Raw genomic sequence first — 23,567 nt, 5'->3', positions numbered from 1 at the left:
GTGGTTGCTTTAAAGAGGGATGATCGATGAGTGATAAGGTGGCGATTCGGTTTCAACCGCAACGAGCAGAGATTGCGGTAGAACGCGGTCAAACAGTTCTTGAGGCGGCGCGAATTGGGAAAGTTGGACTCACGCACAAGTGTGGCGGGCATGGTACCTGCGGGACTTGTAAGGTGCAGGTAGATAGTAAAACAGAGTTAGAGACACCGACGAAAGTAGAACTGCGTCATCTCTCTGAACATAGGCTTGCAGCAGGATTTCGCTTAGCTTGTCAGTGTAAGATTACTGGGCCTGCGACAGTGCTTGTTCCTGAGGATCCTCTGCGCCGAGTGGTGAGAGAGTTGCTTGAAGCACAGAGGCAAGAGCGCGGTGATACAGACTCTCAGTTTGAGGACGGATGTTTGGAAGCGGCAGACGCTGAATAGGTTTGCAGAATCGGGTAAAACAGGCGGTTTGGCGCAAGATGTGCCAAACCGCCTGTTTTTTGTATGAGGAGGGCGATGGGATGGCATTCGTCTACATGTTGCGGTGTTCCGATGGCAGCTTCTATACAGGTTGGACGACTCACGTACAGCGGCGTGTATTGATGCATCAAGCGGGTAAAGGTGCGCGCTATACACGCGCACGCCTTCCTGTAGAACTGTGTTATGTCGAAGAGGTGCCTGATCGCAGTACGGCATTACGTCGAGAGAATGCCATTAAACAGATGTCACATACAAAAAAGGAACAACTTGTTCAATTGAGTTTGAGCGATGGGCAGAGCGTACTTTAGGCAAACTCACGATGTAAGGTTGCGAGAATATCTGAGACATACGCTTGAGTTTGCGGATAAGGAGGAATTCCTTGATAGGTATCCACTGCTTCGGGGCCTGCATTATATGCTGCAAGTGCGAGGGAGATGTCACCATGGTAGCGGGTGAGCAACTCACTTAAATACTTCATGCCTCCCTCGAGGTTAGCAACCGGGTCATAAGGTGCGGTGACATTTAACATCTTTGCAGTGCTAGGCATGAGTTGCATGAGCCCCATAGCCCCAGCCGGAGAGGTTGCTGTTGGTGAAAACCCGGATTCCTGCTGTACGACTGCAGCAACGAGTTTTGGATCTAGACCATAGCGAGGTGCTAATGTGTTAATAAGCGGCAAAATGAGCGATTGATTTGCTGTCGCTGATTCAACAGGGAAACTGTTACTGATTGCGACAGGGGTCTCGAAACTCGCTTGAGCATTTATCGGATCGAAAGGACTAGACGACGCGATCCCAGACAGACTGGAATCAGCTGAGAGCAAAAGTGATTGGGGAGATAGTGAAGTGAGTGGTAGAGAAGGAGAAGCGGCAAGTGGCGCCATCCCGAGACTTGCAGGCGAAGGCGAGCGACCAGTGAGCGCGGCTGAAAAATCAGCTTCTAGCTGGGCATTCAATAGTTCTTCTGTCAACATGGCTGCTTCCTGTGCGGCAATCGGGTTCATTGACATCCTGTTTGAGATCGTTACTTGTGGAAATGAAGTCGGATTTGTGTAATTTTGGGGCTGATTCTTCTTGTTTTCTAGATTTTTCAAATATGTATTGAAGTTTTGATGATCGTTTGCGATAGGTTGACGGTGTATATCCTGGCGCGACCGTGTGGAAATTGTCGTTTGTTCAATCTTCAAAATTTCACCTGCTCATCTTTTCACAGATTTTCATAGGAATTGCCGTATATACTTTCCTGATTCTAGCTACATGTTTATAATAAGTATAGAACTAGTTTACCAAATGAATCGCGTGGCGTAAACCACAGATAGGAGTATCTATGCGGTTGCTAAGGAAGTACTTTGTAAACGGTGTAATTACTATCGTTCCGATTGGCATTGTCATTTGGGTCGTGGTGCAATTATTCAATTTTTTTGATAATATATTAGGCAGTCAAATTACGACGATCGATCACCACTATATCCCGGGGCTTGGGCTGCTGTTGACAGTGATTCTGATCACCATTGCAGGTGCTCTTACCACGCACTGGTTTAGTCGCACTCTGTTTACAGCAGTTGATATGCTGCTAAAAAGAGTTCCATTTGTAAAAAGTTTATATGGAATTGTCAAAGATACAGTGGAATCGTTTGTCGGGCAAAGACAGGCGTTTCAGAAAGTCGTCTTATTGCATCTTCCAGGGTCTGACGTGGAAGTGATCGGGTTTCTTTCGCGTTCAGAAGGGCTTGAAGCGTTCGCGTTAGGAGATGACGGGCAACCCGCAGAGGAGAAGGTGGCAGTATTTGTTCCACTCAGTTTTCAAATGGCGGGGATGACACTGCTTGTGCCCAAAAGTCGTTTGAAAATATTGGACATTCCCGTCGAGGAAGGAGTGAAATTTGTATTTTCTGGAGGTCTTTCTCGTTCTGAAGAAGCACAACCTGAAGGCGTAGCACGGACTCTATTTCATTTGTTTAGTGATAAAAAATCACCTCCGCTCATTTAGTATGAGTTTCATGTTCCTATGATCGTTGCGGGGGTTCTTCTGGGAGTTGGCGATCTTTGACTGTCTGGTTTTGCGAGAGTGAACGCACAAGTAACTGCACGAGTGGATCGACCAAACTGTCTAGTGGTTGTGATTCGGGTTCAAGCAGTGTCATCATCAAAACTTCGTGAATGGCGCCAAGCCATGCGTAGGCAGTTAGATGAACATCGATCGGCTGGATGGAGCCGTCATCAACGGCTTGTTGTAAATGTTTTGCAATAAGTCCAGCAAATGCGCGATGTGCTGCTAAGACTTGGCGGTCAAACGTTCGCCCAAGACCCGTGGCTTCGACAAACAGCAGGCGTGTAGCTTTTTCATGGCGTGAAAAAGTTTTTAGCACCGTTTGCAAGGCGCCTTCAATTTTGCCTACAGCGCCTTGGCGAACGTCAATCGCTTCGTCAACATCGCGCACAATGCGATGGACTAATGTTTGCAGCATTGCTTCAAAAATTGCTTTTTTGCTGGGAAAATGAAAATAAAAAGCTCCTTTTGAGGTTTCTGATTCGCGCGCAATGTCGTCAACTTGGGTATCGTTGTAACCTTTTTCAGAAAACAATTCGACGGCCGCTTCTAAAATTCGCTGGCGTGTTTGTTCTTTATCGCGGCGTTTCATTCCTTTTCCTTCTTCCTTTTTGGCAATTGGATTGCTTTTGGATCATTTCATTTGAAAACTGTAGCCTAAACTTAAAAAGCGTTGTCGCAATTCTTCAATATGTTCTTCATTGCGGGTTTCTACGGCGAGATCGACTTCCACTTGTCCAAGAACGAGGGATTGACTTAAACGATGATGCTCGATCGATACAATGTTTGCACCAACGTCGGCGACGGCCGCAACGAGATTCGCAAGTGAGCCTGGGCGATCGGGAAGTGTCGTGACAAAACGCGCATGCCTGCCAGCTGCGACGAGACCGTGCTCGATGATTCGCGAGAGCAACATCATGTCGACATTGCCACCTGAAATCACAACGGCGACTTCTTTCTCAGTGAAAGGTAGGTGTCCTGTGAGAACAGCAGCAAGGGCAGACGCGCTGGCGCCTTCAGAAACGACTTTTGAGCGTTCCATGAGCATGACCATCGTACGCGCGATTCCCTCATCATCGACGACAAACACATCGTCGACTAAGTTCTTTACTGCGTCCCATGTTAAATTCCCAGGCCGCTTTACGGCAATGCCATCAGCAATTGTTGAAACGGCTTCTAGCGTTGTGATGTCACCTGTATCAAGTGAACGACGAAAACACGCTGCACCGGAAGCCTCAACGCCGTATATCTTAATCTGAGGCTTTATCGTTTTTGCTGCAATGGCTATGCCTGATATGAGCCCACCGCCGCCAACTGGAACTACAATCGCATCGAGATTGGGATTCTGTCGCAACAACTCAAGACCAATTGTACCTTGTCCAGCGATGACGTCTGGGTCATCAAAGGCATGAACAAAGGTGAGGCCTGTGGCTTCTTGAAGTTGCTTTGCTTTCGCATAGGCATCATCATAATTTTGTCCGTGTAAAACAATAGCAGCCCCATATCGCCGCGTTGCCTCAACTTTTGACAGGGAAGCAGTTTTTGGCATGACAATCGTGCATGGAATGCCAAGCTCGCGCGCAGCATAAGCGACACCTTGGGCGTGATTCCCAGCCGAGGCCGCGATGACCCCGCGACTGCGTTCTTGCTCACTGAGAAGAGCAAGTTTATTATAGGCTCCTCTAATTTTAAAAGATCCAGTTCGCTGCATGTTTTCTAGTTTGAGATAAATTTTGTTGTGGCTCAGTAGGCTATAAGTTTGCGAACGGTCGAGCGGAGTATTGTCAATGACGGCCGCGAGGCGGGTGGCTGCAGCTTCGATGTCGGAATAGTGCACGCGCATAATTTGGCCTCCTAAAATAAAATTTGCTCAATTCACAAGGTTCTCTTGTGATTTTGGTCTTTGCGGGAGTTCTAGACTGTGATACATTGTATCAAAAACCTGTGTGAGAAGGGAGGTTTGCGCTTCGATGGGAGATCAGCAAAAACTCTCTGAAGCAGTGCCGCTTGCTGAACGTGTTCGCCCTCTTGTACGACCGAATCTTCACGAGATTAAACCGTATGTGCCGGGAAGAACAATTGCAGAAGTGCAAAAAGAATTTGGACTACATGACGTTGTGAAACTCGCTTCAAATGAAAATCCGCTTGGTCCCTCTAAAAAAGCGATCGCAGCGATTCAACAACTCTTGTCTGAGCTCAATCGCTATCCAGATGGAGCAGCTGTTGACGTCCGTGAAGCGATTGCAAAGCACGTGCAACTAACGCCTGAGCACGTCTTTGTGGGAAATGGCTCTGACGAGATTATTAAAATGATAGCTGAAACATTTTTGCAGCCTGACGATGAAGTAATCGTTCCCTTTCCGTCATTTGCTCAGTATAATTTTGGTGCGCAGGTTATGGGGGCAAAAGTCGTTTCTGTACCGCTCACAGCAGATTTTCAGTATGACTTTGAGGCGATGAAAGCGCGTATCACAAAGCGCACGAAGTTGATTTATGTCTGTTCCCCAAACAATCCAACTGGGACCTGGACAACGCACACGCAAGTAAAGAGTTTTTTGGAGGAAATTCCAGAAGATTTGGTGGTCATTCTCGATGAGGCGTACCTTGAGTACGTGGATAGCCCTGATCCGTTGCACTCTTTAGAATTTATTTCTGAGGGGAAACCAGTGTTGTCATTGCGGACATTTTCGAAAATGTATGGATTGGCTGGATTGCGATTAGGTTATGCACTTGGCGATCCTGGGTTGATTCGTTTTTTACACCAAGTTCGTGAGCCGTTTAATGTAAACGCTGTGGCTCAAGTCGGTGCAGCTGCAGCATTGCAAGATCACGAACATGTAGAGGCGTGTCGAGCAGCAAATCAATCGGGGCGTTTGCAATTTTACAAGGGGCTTAAAGAACTTGGAATTCCATATATTACAACTCAAGGAAATTTCTTGTTGGCGCAAGTCGGTGACGGAATGCGTGTCTTTGAGGCGTTAGAACGCTATGGCGTGATTGTGCGTGCTGGTTTTCCTGGATTGCAGGAGTACGTGCGCATCAGCATTGGTACGGAAGCTGAAAATGAGCGTTGTTTGGCTGCGTTGGCTCAAGTATTACGCGCATAAAAAATAAAAAGAGATGGATCGAAAGATAGAGAGGGAGAGTTGGAGATGGCTGAGGATAGACTGAAAGAATTACGCAATGAACTTGATGAGATTAATGATGAACTCTTGGCGCTTTTAAGTCGCAGGGCAGATATTGTGCAACGTATTGGACAGATTAAACACGCACGCGGCATGTTGACCTTTGATCCAGAACGGGAAAAAGAGCAGCTGGATCGCTTGGTTGCACAAAATCCAGGTCCGTTCTCAGATGGAGCGATTCGCCATCTGTTTAAGCAAATCTTCCAAGTTTCTTTAGGTTTGCAAGAAGAGCAGAGAAAACTTCTAGTCAGCCGTATGCGAACGCAAGTTGATACAGTGGTAACTGTAAAAGGCGTGGAAATTGGCGGTGGCAAACCGGTTGTGGTGGCTGGTCCCTGTTCTGTTGAAACTCCGGAACAAATGGAGAAAGTCGGGGCAGAATTACAATCGCAGGGAATTGTGATCATGCGCGGAGGTGCTTTTAAACCGCGGACGTCTCCTTATGATTTTCAGGGATTGGGCGAACCTGGGCTACGGATGTTAAAACAAATTGGACAAAAGTATGGAATGGCAGTTGTTTCTGAAATTGTAAGCCCAAGTGATGTGGAGATGGCGATTCAGTATGTCGACATGATTCAAGTGGGCGCACGTAACATGCAAAATTTTGAGCTGTTAAAAGCAGTGGGAAGCACAAGGGTACCCGTGTTGTTAAAGCGTGGACTGTCGGCCACGATCGAAGAGTTAATCTATGCTGCGGAGTATATTGCTTCGCGTGGTAACGAGAAGATTGTTCTTTGTGAGCGTGGAATTCGCACGTATGAAAAAGCGACTCGCAATACGTTGGACATCTCAGCTGTTCCAATTCTCAAACAAGAGACGCATTTGCCTGTTTTAGTGGATGTGACACATTCGACAGGTCGTAAGGATATTATGACGCCTGTCGCCAAAGCAGCACTTGCTGTTGGAGCAGATGGCGTCATGGTGGAAGTGCACCCTGAGCCTACCGTGGCATTATCTGACGCTAAGCAGCAGATGAATTTTGCGGAATTTGAAGCATTCATGGCTGCATTGCGCGAAGGGCGCATGATTCCCGAGCCAGAAACGGTTACCAACTAACGAAAAAAATGCAGAGAGAAGCAGTTTTGTTAGGGCGCTAGAGCAGAAATAGTCAGGGCAGTCACGTGATGACTGCCCTTTTTAACGTCCATCGTGAAAGTTTCAATCTAATATATAGAAAGAATTGATGCAACGAAGCAGGCTACGCCCACGGTTTGTTTACCATGAGATAGCCGATCCCACCAAGTAAAGCGAGAGCCGCAGCCATGACGCAATAGCTTTCAGTGCGCAGTAACTTTAGTTCATCGCGCGCGTAGAGTTTTTTGCTGTCAGCAATGATGCGCAAACGTCGAAAGACAATGCCGCGAATCAGTAGGAACACAAGAATATAGAGCAACATGGAGACGAGTAGCCACATTTGCAGAAGTAGCCGCCACGATGTGACAAACAGGAGCAGACCACCCGTAATCCACATGGTATAATTAGAAATGCGATCAATGGTCTGATAGCGTTGAACAAATTTTTGAACACTTTGTACATCGCGAAGTTTTGGGATGGTAAAAAAGACGCTGATCTTTGCGATCACGGCGACTAGATGAACAGCGAGTATAGGATAAAATAACATGTAGGACCTCCATGAAGTCTGTGTAAAGGATGGCAATACCTAAAGGACAGTTTAACATATCCTGAGTGGTTTTAGGAGTGAAGAGACGATCGTAGAGATTGCGATGGACCGAGAAACAAGGAGGTATCTATTGTCATTTCATGAATTGCGCCTGTTTACTGTACCTCTTGAGGCGGGATGAGGTCAGTCAGAACAAGCGAGGATCGCTTGCGCAAAGAGTAGTGAGGGTGATGTATACTGGAAAGAGGAAGGACTTTTGATCTCTGTTTCGCCGTCTATTCGCGCCTTATACGGGGAGCATCTGAGGCTCCATAAAGAAGCAGCGAAACTACTTTTGTCAAACGGTGAGGAGTCTGTGTATCTCGGTACTGTAGGCAGAGTATAAAGAAAGTGAACATTTGTTGCAACTTTACAGAACTACACGGTCCCCCCTTGCGGGGACGACATTTAAGGAGGTTTGAAGAGATATGGCATTATTTAAGCGGATTCGTGACATTACAGCTGCGACGGTGAATGATCTGTTGGATAAAGCAGAGGATCCCGTGAAGATGGTTAATCAATTTTTGCGGGATATGGAAGATGACATTCGTGATGCGCAAACGGCTGTAGCCAAACAAATTGCCGTAGAAAAGCGCTTTTTAGAACAGCGCGATGAAGCACTTGATCTAGTCAATAAACGACAAGAACAAGCGGTGAAGGCGCTTGAACTAGGCCATGAGGATTTAGCGCGCAAGGCCCTTCTCGACAAAAAGGAGCAACAGGAAAAGGCTGATCAATTGTCTGCAGAGTATGAGAAAGCAAAGGCTCTGTCTGAGAACTTAAAAGCAAAGCTTGACGAGATGAAGACGGAGTATCAAAAGATGAAAAGTAAGCGAGAACTACTTGTTGCTAGGGCGGATGCGGCGAAAGTACAAAAACAAGTAAACGACGCTTTGGGGAGTTTTTCATCAGATAGTGCTGCACGGGGTTTTTCGCGGATGGAGGAGCGGGTAAATCAAATGGAGGCGCAAGCGCAAGCGAGTGAAGAATTGCGACGCGGTAAACCATCACTTGACGATGAGTTAAAGCAGCTTGGAGATCGCGATGTTGAAGACGAACTCGCTGCATTAAAGGCAAAATTAGCTCAAAAGGCTGACGCGTAAGCTGTGAATGAAAGATTGCCGATGCCTAGTCCGCTCTCTTGCCAGGAGTTTCGTCTGCTCCCGGCAAGAGTAAGATCTGGCGCTTATTCTTCCAATTGATTTCCTCTGGGTTCATCTCCTGGTGGGGGGACTTGGCCATCAGAAAACACGGGGTTTTCATCTTTAAAAGCGGAAGTTACTTGTTGATTTGATTCCCAAGGGGTGACCTTTCCTGGTTTGTCAAAGGGAAAGAGGGAAGCACCGTAAGGTCCTTCAGGAAACTCTTCGTTTTGGATTGTTTGCCATGTATTTCGGATGTAATGTAATTCGTTTGTAAGATCCGCATGTTGGTCTTCGCGTTTTAGACGAGCCATCGTTTCTACCTCCTCATCCTTATCAGTCACTTTGCAACCCGCTTTAGGTATAGGATGCCCAGATATAGCAAAAACAATAGACAAGAGTGGGGATTGAAGGAGGTTCGGAAGTGATGACAGAAGACCGCTTTTCACTTTTGGGGATGATCGTGCTCGCAGGGATTGCAGTGGTCGGTTTCTTTTATGAACTGTGGCGACGCAAGTTGAACCGACGTTCGGCAAACGTTCTTTTTGCGCAAGTAGTCGGAGCAAAGGGGATCGCTATCACGCCGCTGATTTCCTATCGAACTGGGTATGTCCGCGTTGGTAGTGAAATCTGGCCTGTGACCTTAGGGGGTAGCGATACAATTGAAGTAGGACAGTGGATTCGCGTAAATCGAGTAGAGGATGGCAAAATGATTGTGACTAAAGTGTCCGATTGATCGGTCACACAACGCTTTGCGCGGAGCGTTTGATATAAGGAATGATGATGTTTTGAGGATGACATGGGAAGATTTACGAGCTAAATTAACGTTGTTACCAGAGAAACCAGGATGCTATCTGATGAAGGATGAGCGCGGTTCTGTGATTTATGTTGGGAAAGCGAAAGTCTTAAAAAATCGTGTCCGGTCTTATTTTACTGGGAGTCACGACGGGAAAACCCAGTTGCTTGTCAGTCACATCGCTGATTTCGAGTATATTGTTACAGATACAGTAGCAGAAGCACTCGTTTTAGAATGCAATCTGATAAAACACTATAACCCCCATTATAATATTATGCTGCGGGATGATAAGACCTACCCGTACATTAAAATTACCAAAGAAGAACATCCGCGCTTAGAAATCGTGAGAAAAGTACAGAAGGACAAAGCCGCATATTTCGGTCCGTATCCAAGCGGGGGTGCAGCAGCTGAAACGAAAAAACTACTGGACCGCCTATACCCATTGCGCAAGTGTAAAAAACTGAAACCCAAAGTGTGTCTTTATTATCACATTGGACAATGCTTAGCTCCGTGTGAATTTGCAGTGTCAGAAAAGACGTATCAATCTATCGTGAAAGAAATCACGGATTTTTTAAGTGGTGGCTATGAAAAAATTGCGGCTGAATTACAACAGAAAATGCAGGTTGAGGCCGAGGCGTTACACTTTGAGCGCGCTGCAGAATTGCGGGATTTAATTGCGCAGATAGAGCGGGTGATGGAATCGCAAAAAGTTACCCTCTCAGATCACATGGATCGAGACGTGTTTGGTGCTTATGCAGAGAAAGGATATCTCAGTATCCAGGTATTTATTATGCGTCAAGGTAAGATGATCGAGCGCAGTGCGGCGGTATTTCGTCATCACGGTACGGAGGCCGAAGATATCGCATCTTATATCGCACAGTTTTATTTTGATAATCCGGATGTTCCAAAAGAGATTTGGCTACCTCAGGATGTTGATGTCGAGGGATTGCAGGAGTTTCTAGGAGCAAGGATCTTACAGCCAAAGCGGGGGAAAAAATATGAACTTGTCGAACTCGCTGCACGCAATGCTCGCATTGCACTTGAGGAAAAACTGCGATTGATGGAGCGTGACGAGCGTCGTACAGTCAGCGCCATGCAGGAATTGGCAGATGCATTTGGACTTGCGCAACTTCGGCGCATCGAGGCGTTTGACAACTCGAACACACAAGGGACTGACCCAGTTGCCGCAATGGTCGTTTTTATCGATGGTCAGCCAGCTCGTAGTGAATATCGCAAATTTAAGATTAAAACAGTGGTGGGGCCCGATGATTATTCATCGATGCGTGAGGTGATCCGCAGGCGGTATACACGTGTTTTAAAGGAACATTTGTCTCTTCCTGATCTGATTATGGTAGATGGTGGGAAAGGACAAATCGCTGCTGCAATTGATGTTCTCGAGAACGAACTCGCGCTCGATATACCAGTTTGTGGATTGGCAAAAGACGATCGACATCGCAGTCATCAGGTGTTTTTGGGGGAAGAAGTAGAGCCTCTTTCTTTAGATCATGCGTCACCAGCTTTTCATTTGTTGCAACGCATTCAAGATGAAGTTCATCGCTTTGCGATTACTTTCCATCGGGGAACTCGACAAAAAAATGCCTTGCATAGCTTACTTGATGAAATACCGGGAATTGGTGAAGCGCGTCGCAAACAACTGTTACGACACTTCGGATCGCTTGCAGAAATGAAAAACGCCTCGCTCGAAGAATTTCGCAAGGCTGGGATCGGAGATCGTCTGGCGCGTCAAATCATGGCACACCTTCAGTCTTTATAGAGAGATAAAGGTCATGTAGAGTCCAAATAAGATCACGAGAGAAGAAACACCCCATACTGTCCATTTATAGGGTCCGCGCATTCTCCATTCTTTAGGGAGCGTCTTTGCTTCAAGAACGAGTAAAAATCCGAGTACAATAGGCAAGAGCATCGCATTCATGATTTCGACGTCGACAGCTAAAACAACAAGATTTGAACTAAAGAGAACGAAGATAGCACCCAAAATATGCGCAAGCGAAAAGATGAGATAAAACCCTTTGGCTTCCGATGCTTTGTGATTTAGGCTGTGATTGAGTCGAAAAGCTTCTCCAATCCCCCAAGCGCCAGCGATGGATACAACAAGTGCAGCAATAAAACTTGCACCGACCATCCCAAGTCCAAAAACAATTTTAGCGGCTTGTGCGCCAAGCGCTGGTGTAAGTGCTTGGGCGATTTGCGGAACATCGTTTAAAGGTTGATTGGGGTGGTTCTGCCCAATGGTAGCTGCTGTCGTGATGACAACTGCGATCATAAGGAACTGGGTCAAAACGGATCCGCCAAACGTATCCCAACGGGCAAGTTTTAGTTGATGATCCTGTATCTTCTTATCGATGACAGCGCCTTGTTGATAAAAGATCATCCATGGCATAATCACAGCTCCCACATTGGCGGCTAACAAATAGAGATAATTGTGGTTTTGCAGGGGCAGTGATGCAAGTCCAGTGAAAATTTGATGCGGGTTTGGATGTGCCAAAAAAGCCGCTACAATAAAAAACAACTCAAACAGTCCTACTGCGATTCCGATGCGTTCAATGCGGCGATAGCTCCCAGACAGGCCCAAGACAATGAGTAACACGGTCACTAAACCAACACTCGCAAAAGGAGGAACGCCAAATAGTTGACCTACGCCAGCAATTCCACTAAACTCGGTAATTAATGCACCGACAGATGATATAAAAAGTGTACTTACAGAGAGCAAAGCCCACTTCATTCCGAAGTGTTCGCGGATTAATTCTCCATGGCCTTTTTTCGTTAAAATCCCCAGACGGACTGTGATTTCCTGAATGACATAAAGCATGGGTATCAGAATGATCTGCGGGAGGATCATCCGAAATCCCCACTGTGCGCCAGATTGGGCAGCAGTGATGACGCTGCCAGCATCTGTGTCGGCTAACATAACCATAATGCCTGGACCCAATGCGCCAACCCACAGCAGCCATTGGCGCAAGGCGTGTAGACGCCTTTTTGTTTCTGGAAAAGAATTTTCGTAATTTGACATGCGTGTACCCCTCTAATGTGCAGCTTTTCCTCGTTCCTAGATTCTTAGTTTGCAAACTACATAGGAAAGATGAAGTGATGATCTCTTCATGACAGTAGGTGGCAGGAACTAAGTCTAGTTGTTAGTATAGGTTAACAACTGAACCCGGTCAATGCGCCTGGTAGCGCTTCTGGATCCTAAGCCTGTGCATGATCAGAAGCCGTTTCAAATGTGATATAACTTGACGCAAAAAGAGGGATTGCGTATAGTTATCACAAGATTCCTGTAATTCTTGTAATAGATGATGACATAGTCATTTGGTAAAGGAGTCTAACGTCAGATGCACTTAACGGATCGTGAACAAGAAAAGCTCCTGTTAGTTGTGGCAGCAGATTTGAGTCGACGCCGCCAACAGCGTGGACTGAAGTTAAATTACCCTGAGGCGGTTGCGCTTATTTCTTATGAAATTTTAGAAGGAGCGCGCGATGGGAAAACAGTCGCGGAGTTGATGGAGTATGGGGCAACCATTTTAGACGAGCAAGATGTACTTGACGGAGTGGCTGAAATGATTGAAGAGGTGCAAGTAGAAGCGACATTTCCAGATGGGACAAAACTTGTAACAGTACACCAGCCTATTCGGCCTAGGCTCTAGCACAAAGCAGATCGGAGGCGGGCAGAATAATGAAGCCAGGGGCTTATGAATTGCGAGCAGAGCCAGTGTTAATCAATCAAGGGCGAAAAATCGTGACAGTACATGTGGTGAATACGGGAGACCGCCCAGTTCAAGTTGGATCTCATTACCATTTTTATGAAGTGAATCCCCAACTTAAATTTGATCGAGCAAAAGCGCGCGGAATGCGTTTGAATATTCCATCCGGAACTGCAGTTCGATTTGAGCCCGGCGAAGAGAAACCCGTGACACTTGTTGCATTTGGCGGGCGGCAGGTGATAAAAGGGCACCGTGGCATGACAAATGGCGCAATCGGGGATGAAGTAGCTCACCTTGAGGCTTCGATTCAAGCGGGCGTAGAGTTGCCGCGGGCATCGTATGTAGCTATGTACGGCCCTACAGTGGGAGATCGTGTGCGATTAGCAGATACAGATTTGTGGATTGAGGTAGAGCAGGATTTTACGGTATATGGAGATGAGTGTAAGTTCGGTGGTGGCAAAGTGGTGCGCGATGGCATGGGACAGTCCTCTCATGCTACGCGTGCTCAAGGGACACCCGACCTGATCATTACAAATGCACTGATCATCGATCATTGGGGGATTGTAAAGGCAGATATTGGTGTGCGAGATGGGAGAATTGTCGCCATTGGCAAAGCAGGCAATCCCGATACGATGGATCGAGTAGATCCGCAACTTGTGATCGGAGCTGGGACGGAAATCATCGCAGGCGAAGGTCTGCTTGTGACTGCGGGCGGGATTGATGCGCACATTCATTTTATTAGTCCACAACAGATCGAAGCGGCGATCAGCTCAGGGATTACGACAATGATCGGGGGCGGAACGGGGCCAGCTACGGGGACAAATGCGACGACTTGTACGCCAGGCGCTTTTTATATTTGGCGCATGTTAGAATCTGCAGAGGCCTTTCCTGTAAATCTCGGTTTTCTTGGAAAAGGGAATGCATCTGAACAAGAAGTGTTGGTTGAACAGATTCAAGCTGGTGCCATTGGCCTAAAGTTGCATGAAGATTGGGGGACGACGCCTGCTGCAATCGATGCTTGTCTGAAAGTGGCTGACGCTTATGATGTACAAGTCGCTATTCATACAGACACGTTAAATGAAGCTGGATTTGTTGAGGATACACGCGAAGCGATCGGTGGACGGGTTATTCATACCTACCATACTGAGGGCGCTGGTGGGGGGCATGCACCAGATATTATTCGCTTGGCTGGAGAACCAAATATTCTACCCTCTTCGACGAATCCTACACGGCCTTTTACAGTCAATACGATCGAAGAGCATCTTGACATGTTGATGGTCTGTCATCACTTGGATAGTCGCATTCCTGAGGATGTGGCCTTTGCAGATTCGCGCATTCGGCCCGAAACGATTGCCGCTGAAGATGTTTTGCATGATTTAGGCGTGATTAGCATGATCAGTTCCGATTCACAAGCCATGGGACGAGTAGGCGAGGTGATCCTACGCACCTGGCAAACGGCTCATAAAATGAAAGTGCAACGCGGGCGGTTACCAGAAGATACTGCTTCAAATGACAATTATCGCGTCAAGCGATATCTAGCGAAATACACGATTAATCCAGCACTCGCTCATGGCATTGCTGATTATGTGGGGTCGATTGAACCGGGTAAATGGGCGGATCTTGTTTTGTGGAAACCAGATTTTTTTGGTGTAAAGCCAGAGATGGTGTTAAAAGGTGGGATGATTGCGCACGCTGTCATGGGTGATCCAAATGCGTCAATTCCTACGCCGCAACCACAGCGATACCGTCCAATGTTCGGTGCGTTTGGTAAAGCTGTTCCACGTTCTTCGCTCACTTTTTTGTCGCAAGCAGCGATTGAACAAGGGGTACATTTGCAATTAGGGCTAGAGAAGACGGTATTCCCAGTAAAAAACTGCCGAACGATAGGGAAGCGCGACATGATCCATAATCACGCATTGCCAGAGATTGAGGTGAATCCGGAAACGTATGAGGTGCGGGTTAATCAGGAACTCGTTACTTGTGAGCCAGCAGTGCAATTGCCTCTGACACAACGTTATTTTTTATTTTAATACTGGCTATGTAAAGCGGATCTGAGTGGTTCACGACAAGGAGATGGACTCTGGTGAAAGGGTGTATACTCCCGCTCTTACAATTAGCGGATTCGGGTTTCCCGACAGGTGCTTTTTCGCATTCTTTTGGCTTAGAGACGGCTCTTGCAGAAAAAACAGTGAGCGATGTTTATAGTTTACAGCGTTGGTTAGAGGATCTCCTCCGCGGGAGTTTTGCAACAATGGAAGCACCGGGAGTGTATTTTTCTTATTATTTGGTCACTGAGTACATGGAACGTTTTTCTGATCTACCGGCGCGCACTGAATTTGAGCAGTCCATTGCATTGCTCGATTATCGGCTCACTCTTTCAAAACTTGCTCGTGAATCACGCGAGGGCAGTACAAAGATTGGGCGGCAATATCTGCGTATGACATTAGAATTGTATCCACATTCGCATTTGCAATTGTATGATGCCATGATTCGTAAAGGCATATGTTATGGCAATGGAGCGATCGTGCATGGCTTTGTATGCGCGTATCTAGGTATCGATCAAAAGCTTGCGATTGCTACCTATCTCTATTCAGCAGTAAATGCACTCGTGCAAAATGCTGTACGCGCTACGGTGATTGGTCAAACCGAAGGGCAAAAAACGCTTGCCTCACTATTTCCTGCGTTAGAAGACATAGCTTTAGATTTAGTTAAGCAGCCGCCAGCTTTTTTTCATTTAGCGAATGCAGCAATCTTTCACGAAATACAGGGGATGAGACATGAAACGCTCTATTCACGGTTGTTTATGTCGTAGTCGCGGTGAAATTAGTCAGAAAGAGAAAGGGGTAAGGTGACATGTGTGAAGGGGGTCATCATCATGACGAGTGGGAGGCACCTGTAATTTCTGATGTGCGACCACTGCGTATTGGCGTTGGGGGGCCTGTTGGATCAGGGAAGACAGCGCTTGTAGAGAAGCTTTGCGCCAAGTTAAAAGAGAAGTATAGTGTTGCCGTCATTACAAACGACATCTATACGAAAGAAGATGCGTTAATTCTAGTAAATTCGGGAGTGCTCCCAGAAAGTAGAATTCTTGGTGTAGAAACAGGCGGGTGTCCACATACGGCGATTCGTGAGGACGTTTCGATGAATCTTGAAGCGATCGCGGAACTGGAGCAGCGCTTTCCTGATTTAGACCTCATTTTTTTGGAGAGTGGGGGAGACAATCTAGCTGCTGCATTTAGTCCAGAATTAGTAGATGTCTTTATTTATGTCATCGATGTAGCGCAAGGAGAAAAGATTCCTCGCAAAGGTGGACCGGGAATTTTGCGATCTGATCTCTTGGTTATCAATAAAATTGATTTAGCAAAATATGTGCGAGTGAATTTGCACGTAATGGAAAATGACACGAAAAAAATGCGCGGGGAGCGGCCCTTTGTGATGACTGATCTTTTTTCTGATGTTGGCGTTGCATCACTTGTTGCCTGGTTGACAGAGCGTTTATCGCAACGGGCGGCATTGCTCTCGTGAATGGTCGTTGGGAAGGGGCTGTGGTGAATCGTGAAGGACGCACGCGGTTAATTGTCTCAAAACAGCAGGCACCGTTAAAAGTGGCTAAGCCTTTTGAACGGGCAGATGGCGGCCTTATTTTGTATTTGATGGACGCTTCACCCGGACTTTTTGGAGGAGATACACAACGGATTGTTTGTTCAGTAAAAAGTGGAGCAAAGCTTTACTTGACAAATCAAGCTTCTGCTAAGTTACATCCATCTCCCTCTTTGCAACCGAGTCGTCAGATGCAATCGTTTTATGTGGCGCAAGATGCAGTCTTTGAGTATATGCCGGAACCTGTCGTCCCTTTTGCTGGAAGTCTTTTTGAGGGAGAGACGCAAGTTTATATGACGTCTGGTGCAACGGCTATGGTTGGGGAAATTCTTACACCAGGACGTGTAGGTAAGGGAGAAGTGTTTTGTTTTGAGCGTTACGAAAGTCGTTTTATCGTTTATTGGGAGCAGCAGTGTGTCGTATGGGATGCAATTTTGTTGGAACCAAGGCGTGAGTCTCTATTTGTTTCGTCCTCGTTTGGCTCCTTTACACATGTTGGAACGTTTTACGCACTTTCTGAGCGTGTTGCGAATACACATGTAGCTACTTTACAGGCTTTGCTTAATCAATTTTCGGAAGATGATGTATATGGCGGATGTAGTGCGTTAAGTAAAAATGGACTCGTTGTTCGGATACTGGGTCGCAGTGCGTGGCGTGTTGCCCAAGTGATGCATGCCTGTCATACGCGGATGAGACAATTATTGCTGGGCGCAGATGAGCTTTTGATTCGCAAATAAATCACCTAATCTCGTTGTTGACCATGTTGCGGTCATATGATAGCATAACAAGAAATAACAACCGAAAAGAAATCTCTTATCGAGAGTGGCGGAGGGACTGGCCCGATGAAGCCCGGCAACCGTCTTTTGCGTTAGCAAAGGAAAGGTGCCAATTCCAGCAGAGCTTAGGCTCTGGCAGATAAGAGGGAGACGTGAGTGATAGACACCCCCTCTTGACAAAAAGAGGGGGTGTTTGTTTGTGGGGGATTCGACGATGGGGCTAAAGGGACAAACAAAATGGACGCCAACAACTTCACATGTAATGAGACTTGAGCATTATGAAACAGAGCGCGGAGAGCGCTTAGATCAAGTAGAGATCGCCTATGAGACATGCGGGACGATGAATGCGAATGGAACGAATGTTGTGCTGATCTGCCACGCGCTTACAGGAGATGCGCACGCTGCAGATAGCAAAAGCCGCCAAGGGTGGTGGGGGCCATTGATTGGACCTGGTCGAGCCATTGATACCAACCGTTATTTTGTTGTGTCTAGCAATGTGCTCGGCGGGTGTGCAGGAACGACTGGGCCAGCCAGTCTGATTCCTGGGACAGATCGCGTATACGGCTCGAAATTTCCATTGATTACGATTCGTGACATGGTTCATGTTCAATATTATTTACTTCGTCAACTAGGTGTAAGGAAGTTACACGCCGTTTTAGGTGGTTCTATGGGTGGCATGCAAGCGTTGGAATGGCCTCTTTTGTATCCAAATGATGTCGCCAGGGCTGTTGTCATTGCGGCAAATCCAGCTTTTTCCGCGATGGGACTCGCATATAATGAGGTCATGCGCTGCGCGATTCAAAGTGACTCAAACTATCTTTCGGGTGAATATGCGGCAGTCAGTCGATTCCCTGAGGATGGCATGCGGATCGCTCGCATGATCGGGATGATTACGTATCGTACAGCCCAACTATTTGAGCAACGTTTTGGACGACAGTTTAGCAGTGAGCAACCGCTCGATGCGGAAGTAGCACGCTACCTCAGGTATCAGGGAGATAAATTTGTCGCACGGTTTGACGCCGAATCCTATTTGACGCTATTGCGCGCGATGGATTTGCACGATATTGGGGAGGGGCGAGGAGGAATGAGAGCTGCATTGCAGCAAATCAAAGCTGACTTATTGTGGATCGGTATTCGCGATGATTTGCTGTATCCTCCAACGGAGATTCGCCAAGCGGTTGAACTCGCTAGAACTTGTCGGGTGTCGGCTACCTATGCAGAAATCGACAGTGTATATGGCCATGATGCGTTTTTGCTGGAATTCGAACAACTGTCCGAGTTAATTGCCCCGTTTTTGGCAGTTACAAATTTGGATGAACAGGCATTATAGGAGGAATAATATGGCCAACGTAAAACAGATTTACATTGGGCTGTTGGGGCTCGGTACGGTGGGTTCGGGCGTTGTAAAATCGCTGTTAGCCAATGAAGACCACATTATTGCACAAACGGGGTTTCAGGTGCGCGTCAAACGAGCGCTCGTGCAAAATTTACAAAAACAACGCAGTGTTCGGATCGACCAAGACTTTTTGACGACAGATGCCATATCTGTTTTGGTAGATCCCGAAATTTCGATCGTGGTCGAAGTCATGGGGGGCATCGAACCAGCGCTCGGGTATATCCGCAGTGCACTGCAAGCTGGAAAGCATGTGATTACTGCCAATAAAGAATTACTTGCCAAACATGGAGATGAATTGGCGCTCATAGCAAAGAACGCGGGTGTACGTCTTCTCTATGAAGCGAGTGTAGCTGGCGGGATTCCGATTGTTCGAATGCTACAAGCTTACCTTACAGCAAACCGCGTTACTTCCATTCGTGGGATTCTAAATGGAACGTCAAATTACATTTTGACGCGCATGCAGGGAGCGGAAGTGACTTTTGCACAAGCGCTCGCAGAAGCACAGCAACTCGGATATGCAGAAGCGGCGCCGCAAAGTGATGTGGAAGGGTATGATGCAGCATACAAGTTGTCGATTTTGGCGAATATGGCCTTTCCGGTTCAGACTGAGATCGCGTGTGTCGATCGCATGGGGATCACGGAGATAGAGCCGGTTGACATTGCGTTTGCAAAGCAGCTTGGCTGTGTCATTAAATTGATTGCTGAGGCATCCTATAAAGGAGGACAAGTGCGACTTTCCGTCAGTCCAAAGTTACTTTCACAATCTGATTCCCTTGCGACCATTAGTGATGTATTTAATGCAGTGACGGTAGAGGCAGATGTGGTAGGTGAACTTACCTTCATTGGCCGGGGGGCAGGAGAAATGCCGACGGCAAGCGCTGTAATTGAAGATATTGTCGAAGTGTTACGCACTCCGACAATTCCAGCGACTGCACCAAAGCAAAAGGGGACATGTGCAGGTGTTGGAGTATTTCATTTACGAGAAGTGCAAAATTACTATGTCCGGATTCATTTTGCAAAAAAAGAAGATGCAATTCATGTAAGCGCGTGGGAGACGGCTGCATTTTGTTCAGAGGATCGCATATTGGAAGTGGGACGTACGAAGGATGAATATACACGTGCCTATCTGATTGCGACAGACGATCGGAAAAGAATTGATAAATTCATCCAAATGACAGGTGTTCTTTCGTGGATTGTCATGCCTTATGGGGGAGATTTTGTTGTCCATTGTTCTGAACCGTTGACAGAGTTGTCTACAGGATAAGAAGCGCAAGCGATCATGAGCAAGGCGTTGTCCTTGACATGTTCGTTAAAAAATCGCTACAATTTAAGTTGTGTGCGACAAGATTCGTGCAACTGTTAGGAAGGGGGCTTGTCGGTGGCTATTGCAACAGCCAATCACCGCGATTTTTTATTTCGTCGACTTCATACACTCGCTGGCGTTGTACCGGTTGGGTTGTTCTTGCTTGAGCATTTTTTCACCAATGCGACAGCAACAGAAGGGCCGACTGCTTTTAACAATGCAGTCAATACGATTCAGCATATCCCATATTTGCATGTGGTGGAATTTGTCTTCATTTTTCTTCCGCTCATTTATCATGGGGTGTATGGGCTGTATGTAGCGTATACATCGGGCTACAATGCACAGCAGTACACTTGGCTTAGGAATCGCATGTTTGCTTTGCAACGCATTACAGGGGTTATCACGTTTATTTTTATAATCTATCATTTATGGACGACGAGATTTAGTGGGCAAGAGCCCAATTTTAACTTTGTACATAATCTCGTCTCAAATCCGATTAATTTTTGGATTATGCTCATCGGCGTGGTTGCAGCAACTTTTCACTTTTCAAACGGATTGTGGTCATTCATGGTGCATTGGGGTATTACTGTTGGTCCGCGAGCGCAGCGTATTTCTGCTGTCGTGATGATGGTGTTTTTTGTGATCCTTGCATTTGTTGGAATTGATGCGTTGCTTGCGTTTGTGCATACCGCGTAATGAAGTGCTGGAATGGCGTAACCTGCCAAGGGGGAATTTAAGATGGCTTCGCAACGAATTATCGTTGTGGGTGGCGGACTTGCGGGTCTCATGGCCACAATTAAAATTGCAGAATCAGGAGTTCCGGTTGACCTTTTTTCACTGGTTCCTGTGAAGCGCTCTCATTCTGTGTGCGCTCAGGGTGGAATTAACGGGGCAGTGAACACAAAGGGGGAAGGAGACTCTCCCTGGATTCACTTTGATGATACGATTTATGGCGGTGACTTTCTCGCCAATCAGCCTCCGGTCCTTAAAATGTGTGAGGCAGCTCCAGGGATCATACACTTACTCGATCGCATGGGTGTCATGTTTAACCGAACGCCCGAAGGACTCCTTGATTTTCGGCGCTTTGGTGGGACAAAGCATCACCGTACCGCATTTGCTGGAGCGACAACGGGTCAGCAGATGCTGTATGCACTTGACGAACAAGTGCGCCGGTTCGAGGCAGCAGGGCTTGTTCAGAAATACGAAGGTTGGGAATTTACAAAGGCAGTCATTGACGAGGAACAAGTTTGCCGCGGCATTGTCGCACAAGATTTGCGCACGATGGAGATTAAGGCGTTTGCTGCTGACGCGGTGATTCTTGCTACGGGCGGCAATGGAATTATATTTGGAAAGAGTACGAACTCGATTATCAATACGGGAACTGCGGGTTCCACTGTGTATCAACAAGGTTTGACTTATGCAAACGGCGAGTTTATACAGATTCATCCGACAGCAATTCCAGGTGACGATAAACTTCGTTTGATGTCAGAATCCGCACGCGGTGAAGGTGGCCGGATCTGGACCTATAAAGACGGCAAACCTTGGTATTTTCTGGAGGAAAAATATCCTGAGTATGGAAATCTTGTCCCGCGGGATATTGCTACACGAGAAATCTTTCACGTATGTGTGGATCAGAAACTGGGTGTCAATGGGGAGAATATGGTATATCTTGACGTCTCCCATATTCCAGCAGCAACGCTGAATGTAAAACTTGGTGGAATTCTTGAAATTTATGAGAAGTTTGTTGGAGATGACCCACGTAAGGTACCGATGCGTATTTTCCCTGCAGTGCACTATTCTATGGGTGGACTATGGGTTGATTATGACCAAATGACCAAAGTCAAAGGTCTTTTTGCTTGTGGTGAAGCGGATTATCAATATCATGGAGCCAATCGCCTAGGGGCGAATTCTTTGTTATCTTCTATTTTTGGCGGAATGGTCGCTGGGCCTGCGGCTGTTCGCTATATCCATGGTCTTAACAAGTCTGTCGATGCGGTTGGTTCGTCGCTCTTTGAACAGTATAGACAGCAAGAGCAGGATAAGTACGATGCAATCTTGAAGATGGATGGAACTGAGAATCCGTATGTCATCGGGCGAGAACTTGGTCAATGGATGACAGATAATGTTACCGTTGTTCGTTACAATGATCGTTTAAAGAAAACGGATGAGAAGATTCTGGAATTGATGGAGCGCTATAAGCGTATCGGCATGGCAGATAAAACGAAGTGGCAAAATCAGATGGCGCCATATACTCGCCAGTTATGGAACATGCTTGAATTAGCGCGTGTCATTACTCTTGGGGCGCTGTTACGGGATGAAAGTCGAGGCGCTCACTATAAGCCCGATTTTCCAAAGCGTGACGATGAGCGTTTCTTAAAAACGACGCTTGCCAACTGGACTCCAGATGGTCCGAAAATTACCTATGAAGATGTTGACGTGTCGCTGATTCGGCCGCGTGAGCGCAGATATGACGTCAGTAAGGAGGCGACTGTCTAATGAGCGTGGCAGAACAAGATATGAATAGTAAGAAAAAGGTAGTGCGCCTGCTCATTGAGCGACAAGATGATCCAAACAGTTCACCATATACGGAGACGTTTGATATCCCATGGCGTCCAGGAATGAACATCATCGCGGCGCTGATGGAGATTCAACGCAATCCTGTCAATGCGAGTGGGGAGAAAGTTCGCCCCGTCGCGTGGGAATCCAACTGCTTGGAAGAAGTTTGTGGCGCTTGTACGATGGTTATTAATGGGAAGCCTCGGCAAGCTTGCTCTGCATTACTTGACCAACTTTCACAGCCGATTACGATTAAACCGATCCGCACGTTTCCAGTTATCCGTGATCTTGTGGTTAATCGTTCGAGGATGTTTGATGCCTTGAAGCGGGTGAAAGCATGGATTCCAATTGATGGAACGTATGACTTAGGGCCAGGGCCGCGTATGCCAGAAGCCGATCGGCAGTGGGCATATGAGTTAGCGAAGTGTTTTACGTGTGGTGCTTGTGTGGAAGCATGTCCGAATGTCAATGAAAAGACATCGTTTATTGGGCCTTTTGCAATTTCGCAAGCGCGCTTATTTAACACACATCCTACTGGAGCCATGCACAAGAAAGACCGCTTTGAAGCTTTGATGGGCGAAGGGGGAATTCATGAATGTGGGAATTCTCAAAACTGTGTTCAGGTTTGTCCAAAAGGAATCCCTTTAATTACTTCAATCGCTGCGATGAATCGTGCAGTAGACGGATATGCATTTTCTAGTTGGCTTGGTAAATAGAAATTTATTTGGATTCATTAAGACCCTAGACATTGTCTAGGGTCTTTTTGCAGATGGAGAATTGAGTATATTGTCTAGAACGTTCAGTCGACTTCCTGCATTTCCTATCTCTATGAAGGGGATTCCTGCGCGCCCATTCTGGTGTTCTTGTTGCACAACCGTTTTTCCCTACTCATACAATACGTTAACTGTATCCCTGAACCTT

General features: G+C 46.7%; 24 protein-coding genes and 1 riboswitch. Of the genes, 18 read left to right on the top strand and 6 right to left on the bottom strand.

The features are described from left to right. Positions 1-26: 26 nt before the first annotated feature. A complete protein-coding gene (locus BM613_RS02125; RefSeq protein ID WP_109429496.1) occupies positions 27-425 on the top strand; it encodes a 2Fe-2S iron-sulfur cluster-binding protein in 399 nt (132 codons plus the stop codon). 80 nt (positions 426-505) lie between these two features. After that, the gene (locus BM613_RS02120) at positions 506-772 is read left to right on the top strand and encodes a GIY-YIG nuclease family protein (RefSeq protein WP_109429495.1); all 267 of its coding nucleotides are present in this window, start codon (positions 506-508) and stop codon (positions 770-772) included. On the opposite strand, the gene BM613_RS02115 is transcribed toward BM613_RS02120, so the two are convergent. Next, positions 769-1,650: a lytic transglycosylase domain-containing protein gene (locus BM613_RS02115; RefSeq protein WP_425450678.1), complete on the bottom strand. Its 882-nt coding sequence runs from the start codon at positions 1,648-1,650 to the stop codon at positions 769-771. The two genes, BM613_RS02120 and BM613_RS02115, sit on opposite strands and share 4 nt — an antisense overlap. A 146-nt stretch (positions 1,651-1,796) precedes the next feature. Between BM613_RS02115 and BM613_RS02110 the strand changes: the two genes are divergently transcribed. Next, a complete protein-coding gene (locus BM613_RS02110) occupies positions 1,797-2,453 on the top strand; it encodes a DUF502 domain-containing protein (RefSeq protein WP_181362833.1) in 657 nt (218 codons plus the stop codon). 16 nt (positions 2,454-2,469) lie between these two features. On the opposite strand, the gene BM613_RS02105 is transcribed toward BM613_RS02110, so the two are convergent. After that, positions 2,470-3,105, bottom strand: a complete 636-nt coding sequence (locus BM613_RS02105; RefSeq protein WP_109429493.1) for a TetR/AcrR family transcriptional regulator — start codon at positions 3,103-3,105, stop codon at positions 2,470-2,472. A gap of 42 nt (positions 3,106-3,147) precedes the next feature. Next, the gene (ilvA, locus tag BM613_RS02100) at positions 3,148-4,356 is read right to left on the bottom strand and encodes a threonine ammonia-lyase (RefSeq protein ID WP_109429492.1); all 1,209 of its coding nucleotides are present in this window, start codon (positions 4,354-4,356) and stop codon (positions 3,148-3,150) included. A 127-nt stretch (positions 4,357-4,483) separates the two neighbouring features. On the opposite strand from ilvA, the gene hisC reads away from it, so the two are divergent. Together hisC and BM613_RS02090 are read left to right on the top strand one after the other, a co-directional pair. Then, complete coding sequence (hisC, locus tag BM613_RS02095; RefSeq protein WP_109429491.1) at positions 4,484-5,620, top strand: histidinol-phosphate transaminase; 1,137 nt, start codon at positions 4,484-4,486, stop codon at positions 5,618-5,620. Positions 5,621-5,665: 45 nt separating this feature from the next. Then, complete coding sequence (locus BM613_RS02090; RefSeq protein ID WP_109429490.1) at positions 5,666-6,754, top strand: bifunctional 3-deoxy-7-phosphoheptulonate synthase/chorismate mutase; 1,089 nt, start codon at positions 5,666-5,668, stop codon at positions 6,752-6,754. A gap of 142 nt (positions 6,755-6,896) precedes the next feature. Here BM613_RS02090 and BM613_RS02085 read toward each other — a convergent pair whose 3' ends face one another. After that, entirely contained in the window at positions 6,897-7,319 is a 423-nt protein-coding gene (locus BM613_RS02085; RefSeq protein ID WP_109429489.1) for a DUF2269 family protein, read from the bottom strand. A gap of 467 nt (positions 7,320-7,786) precedes the next feature. Here BM613_RS02085 and BM613_RS02080 point away from each other — a divergent pair, with 467 nt between their 5' ends. Next, the gene (locus tag BM613_RS02080; protein WP_109429488.1) at positions 7,787-8,461 is read left to right on the top strand and encodes a PspA/IM30 family protein; all 675 of its coding nucleotides are present in this window, start codon (positions 7,787-7,789) and stop codon (positions 8,459-8,461) included. 83 nt (positions 8,462-8,544) lie between these two features. Here BM613_RS02080 and BM613_RS02075 read toward each other — a convergent pair whose 3' ends face one another. After that, positions 8,545-8,814: a hypothetical protein gene (locus tag BM613_RS02075; protein WP_109429487.1), complete on the bottom strand. Its 270-nt coding sequence runs from the start codon at positions 8,812-8,814 to the stop codon at positions 8,545-8,547. Positions 8,815-8,927: 113 nt separating this feature from the next. On the opposite strand from BM613_RS02075, the gene BM613_RS02070 reads away from it, so the two are divergent. Both BM613_RS02070 and uvrC read left to right on the top strand, forming a co-directional pair. Continuing rightward, positions 8,928-9,236, top strand: coding sequence for an NfeD family protein (locus tag BM613_RS02070; RefSeq protein ID WP_245926211.1), 309 nt, complete (start codon positions 8,928-8,930; stop codon positions 9,234-9,236). A gap of 58 nt (positions 9,237-9,294) precedes the next feature. Then, the gene (gene uvrC / locus BM613_RS02065) at positions 9,295-11,070 is read left to right on the top strand and encodes an excinuclease ABC subunit UvrC (RefSeq protein ID WP_109429485.1); all 1,776 of its coding nucleotides are present in this window, start codon (positions 9,295-9,297) and stop codon (positions 11,068-11,070) included. Here uvrC and BM613_RS02060 read toward each other — a convergent pair. Continuing rightward, positions 11,065-12,327 carry an NRAMP family divalent metal transporter gene (locus BM613_RS02060; protein WP_109429484.1) on the bottom strand — a complete coding sequence of 421 codons (1,263 nt, stop codon included), beginning with the start codon at positions 12,325-12,327 and terminating at the stop codon, positions 11,065-11,067. The two genes, uvrC and BM613_RS02060, sit on opposite strands and share 6 nt — an antisense overlap. Before the next feature lie 319 nt (positions 12,328-12,646). Between BM613_RS02060 and BM613_RS02055 the strand changes: the two genes are divergently transcribed. From BM613_RS02055 to sdhB, 10 genes are all read left to right on the top strand, one after another. Then, a complete protein-coding gene (locus tag BM613_RS02055) occupies positions 12,647-12,958 on the top strand; it encodes an urease subunit gamma (RefSeq protein ID WP_109429483.1) in 312 nt (103 codons plus the stop codon). A 29-nt stretch (positions 12,959-12,987) separates the two neighbouring features. Continuing rightward, the gene (gene ureC / locus BM613_RS02050; RefSeq protein ID WP_109429482.1) at positions 12,988-15,045 is read left to right on the top strand and encodes an urease subunit alpha; all 2,058 of its coding nucleotides are present in this window, start codon (positions 12,988-12,990) and stop codon (positions 15,043-15,045) included. Positions 15,046-15,098: 53 nt separating this feature from the next. Next, on the top strand, positions 15,099-15,827 hold the full coding sequence (locus BM613_RS02045; protein WP_181362832.1) for an urease accessory protein UreF: 729 nt from the start codon (positions 15,099-15,101) through the stop codon (positions 15,825-15,827). Between the two features lie 41 nt (positions 15,828-15,868). Beyond that, entirely contained in the window at positions 15,869-16,540 is a 672-nt protein-coding gene (ureG, locus tag BM613_RS02040; RefSeq protein WP_109429480.1) for an urease accessory protein UreG, read from the top strand. After that, positions 16,537-17,352 (top strand): urease accessory protein UreD, encoded by an 816-nt coding sequence (locus tag BM613_RS02035; protein ID WP_109429479.1) that lies wholly within the window; start codon positions 16,537-16,539, stop codon positions 17,350-17,352. Before ureG ends, BM613_RS02035 begins: the two co-directional genes overlap by 4 nt. A gap of 73 nt (positions 17,353-17,425) precedes the next feature. Further along, a riboswitch (SAM riboswitch) is annotated at positions 17,426-17,537 on the top strand. A 53-nt stretch (positions 17,538-17,590) separates the two neighbouring features. Continuing rightward, positions 17,591-18,721, top strand: coding sequence for a homoserine O-acetyltransferase MetX (gene metX, locus BM613_RS02030; protein WP_245926198.1), 1,131 nt, complete (start codon positions 17,591-17,593; stop codon positions 18,719-18,721). Positions 18,722-18,731: 10 nt separating this feature from the next. Further along, on the top strand, positions 18,732-20,051 hold the full coding sequence (locus BM613_RS02025) for a homoserine dehydrogenase (RefSeq protein WP_181362831.1): 1,320 nt from the start codon (positions 18,732-18,734) through the stop codon (positions 20,049-20,051). Between the two features lie 108 nt (positions 20,052-20,159). Next, positions 20,160-20,786: a succinate dehydrogenase cytochrome b558 subunit gene (locus BM613_RS02020; protein WP_109429477.1), complete on the top strand. Its 627-nt coding sequence runs from the start codon at positions 20,160-20,162 to the stop codon at positions 20,784-20,786. A 42-nt stretch (positions 20,787-20,828) separates the two neighbouring features. Further along, positions 20,829-22,586, top strand: coding sequence for a succinate dehydrogenase flavoprotein subunit (gene sdhA / locus BM613_RS02015; RefSeq protein ID WP_109429476.1), 1,758 nt, complete (start codon positions 20,829-20,831; stop codon positions 22,584-22,586). Beyond that, positions 22,586-23,362: a succinate dehydrogenase iron-sulfur subunit gene (sdhB, locus tag BM613_RS02010; RefSeq protein WP_181362830.1), complete on the top strand. Its 777-nt coding sequence runs from the start codon at positions 22,586-22,588 to the stop codon at positions 23,360-23,362. The genes sdhA and sdhB overlap by 1 nt, the downstream gene beginning before the upstream one ends. The last annotated feature ends 205 nt before the right edge of the window (positions 23,363-23,567 follow it).

Origin of the sequence: Sulfoacidibacillus thermotolerans (assembly GCF_003144315.1) — a bacterium.
GTDB classification, from domain to species: Bacteria; Bacillota; Bacilli; order Alicyclobacillales; family SLC66; genus Sulfoacidibacillus; species Sulfoacidibacillus thermotolerans.
The sequence above is the reverse complement of the archived record's forward strand: the minus strand, read 5'-3'. Positions and strand labels throughout refer to the sequence as shown.

What these genes read in the sequence shown, in the direction of transcription:
- BM613_RS02125 (WP_109429496.1), top strand. Translation starts at nt 27, where the DNA reads ATGAGTGATAAGGTGGCGATTCGGTTTCAACCGCAACGAGCAGAGATT.
- BM613_RS02120 (WP_109429495.1), top strand. Translation starts at nt 506, where the DNA reads ATGGCATTCGTCTACATGTTGCGGTGTTCCGATGGCAGCTTCTATACA.
- BM613_RS02105 (WP_109429493.1), bottom strand. Translation starts at nt 3,105, where the DNA reads ATGAAACGCCGCGATAAAGAACAAACACGCCAGCGAATTTTAGAAGCG.
- ilvA (WP_109429492.1), bottom strand. Translation starts at nt 4,356, where the DNA reads ATGCGCGTGCACTATTCCGACATCGAAGCTGCAGCCACCCGCCTCGCG.
- hisC (WP_109429491.1), top strand. Translation starts at nt 4,484, where the DNA reads ATGGGAGATCAGCAAAAACTCTCTGAAGCAGTGCCGCTTGCTGAACGT.
- BM613_RS02090 (WP_109429490.1), top strand. Translation starts at nt 5,666, where the DNA reads ATGGCTGAGGATAGACTGAAAGAATTACGCAATGAACTTGATGAGATT.
- BM613_RS02085 (WP_109429489.1), bottom strand. Translation starts at nt 7,319, where the DNA reads ATGTTATTTTATCCTATACTCGCTGTTCATCTAGTCGCCGTGATCGCA.
- BM613_RS02080 (WP_109429488.1), top strand. Translation starts at nt 7,787, where the DNA reads ATGGCATTATTTAAGCGGATTCGTGACATTACAGCTGCGACGGTGAAT.
- BM613_RS02075 (WP_109429487.1), bottom strand. Translation starts at nt 8,814, where the DNA reads ATGGCTCGTCTAAAACGCGAAGACCAACATGCGGATCTTACAAACGAA.
- BM613_RS02070 (WP_245926211.1), top strand. Translation starts at nt 8,928, where the DNA reads ATGACAGAAGACCGCTTTTCACTTTTGGGGATGATCGTGCTCGCAGGG.
- uvrC (WP_109429485.1), top strand. Translation starts at nt 9,295, where the DNA reads ATGACATGGGAAGATTTACGAGCTAAATTAACGTTGTTACCAGAGAAA.
- BM613_RS02060 (WP_109429484.1), bottom strand. Translation starts at nt 12,327, where the DNA reads ATGTCAAATTACGAAAATTCTTTTCCAGAAACAAAAAGGCGTCTACAC.
- BM613_RS02055 (WP_109429483.1), top strand. Translation starts at nt 12,647, where the DNA reads ATGCACTTAACGGATCGTGAACAAGAAAAGCTCCTGTTAGTTGTGGCA.
- ureC (WP_109429482.1), top strand. Translation starts at nt 12,988, where the DNA reads ATGAAGCCAGGGGCTTATGAATTGCGAGCAGAGCCAGTGTTAATCAAT.
- ureG (WP_109429480.1), top strand. Translation starts at nt 15,869, where the DNA reads ATGTGTGAAGGGGGTCATCATCATGACGAGTGGGAGGCACCTGTAATT.
- BM613_RS02025 (WP_181362831.1), top strand. Translation starts at nt 18,732, where the DNA reads ATGGCCAACGTAAAACAGATTTACATTGGGCTGTTGGGGCTCGGTACG.
- sdhA (WP_109429476.1), top strand. Translation starts at nt 20,829, where the DNA reads ATGGCTTCGCAACGAATTATCGTTGTGGGTGGCGGACTTGCGGGTCTC.
- sdhB (WP_181362830.1), top strand. Translation starts at nt 22,586, where the DNA reads ATGAGCGTGGCAGAACAAGATATGAATAGTAAGAAAAAGGTAGTGCGC.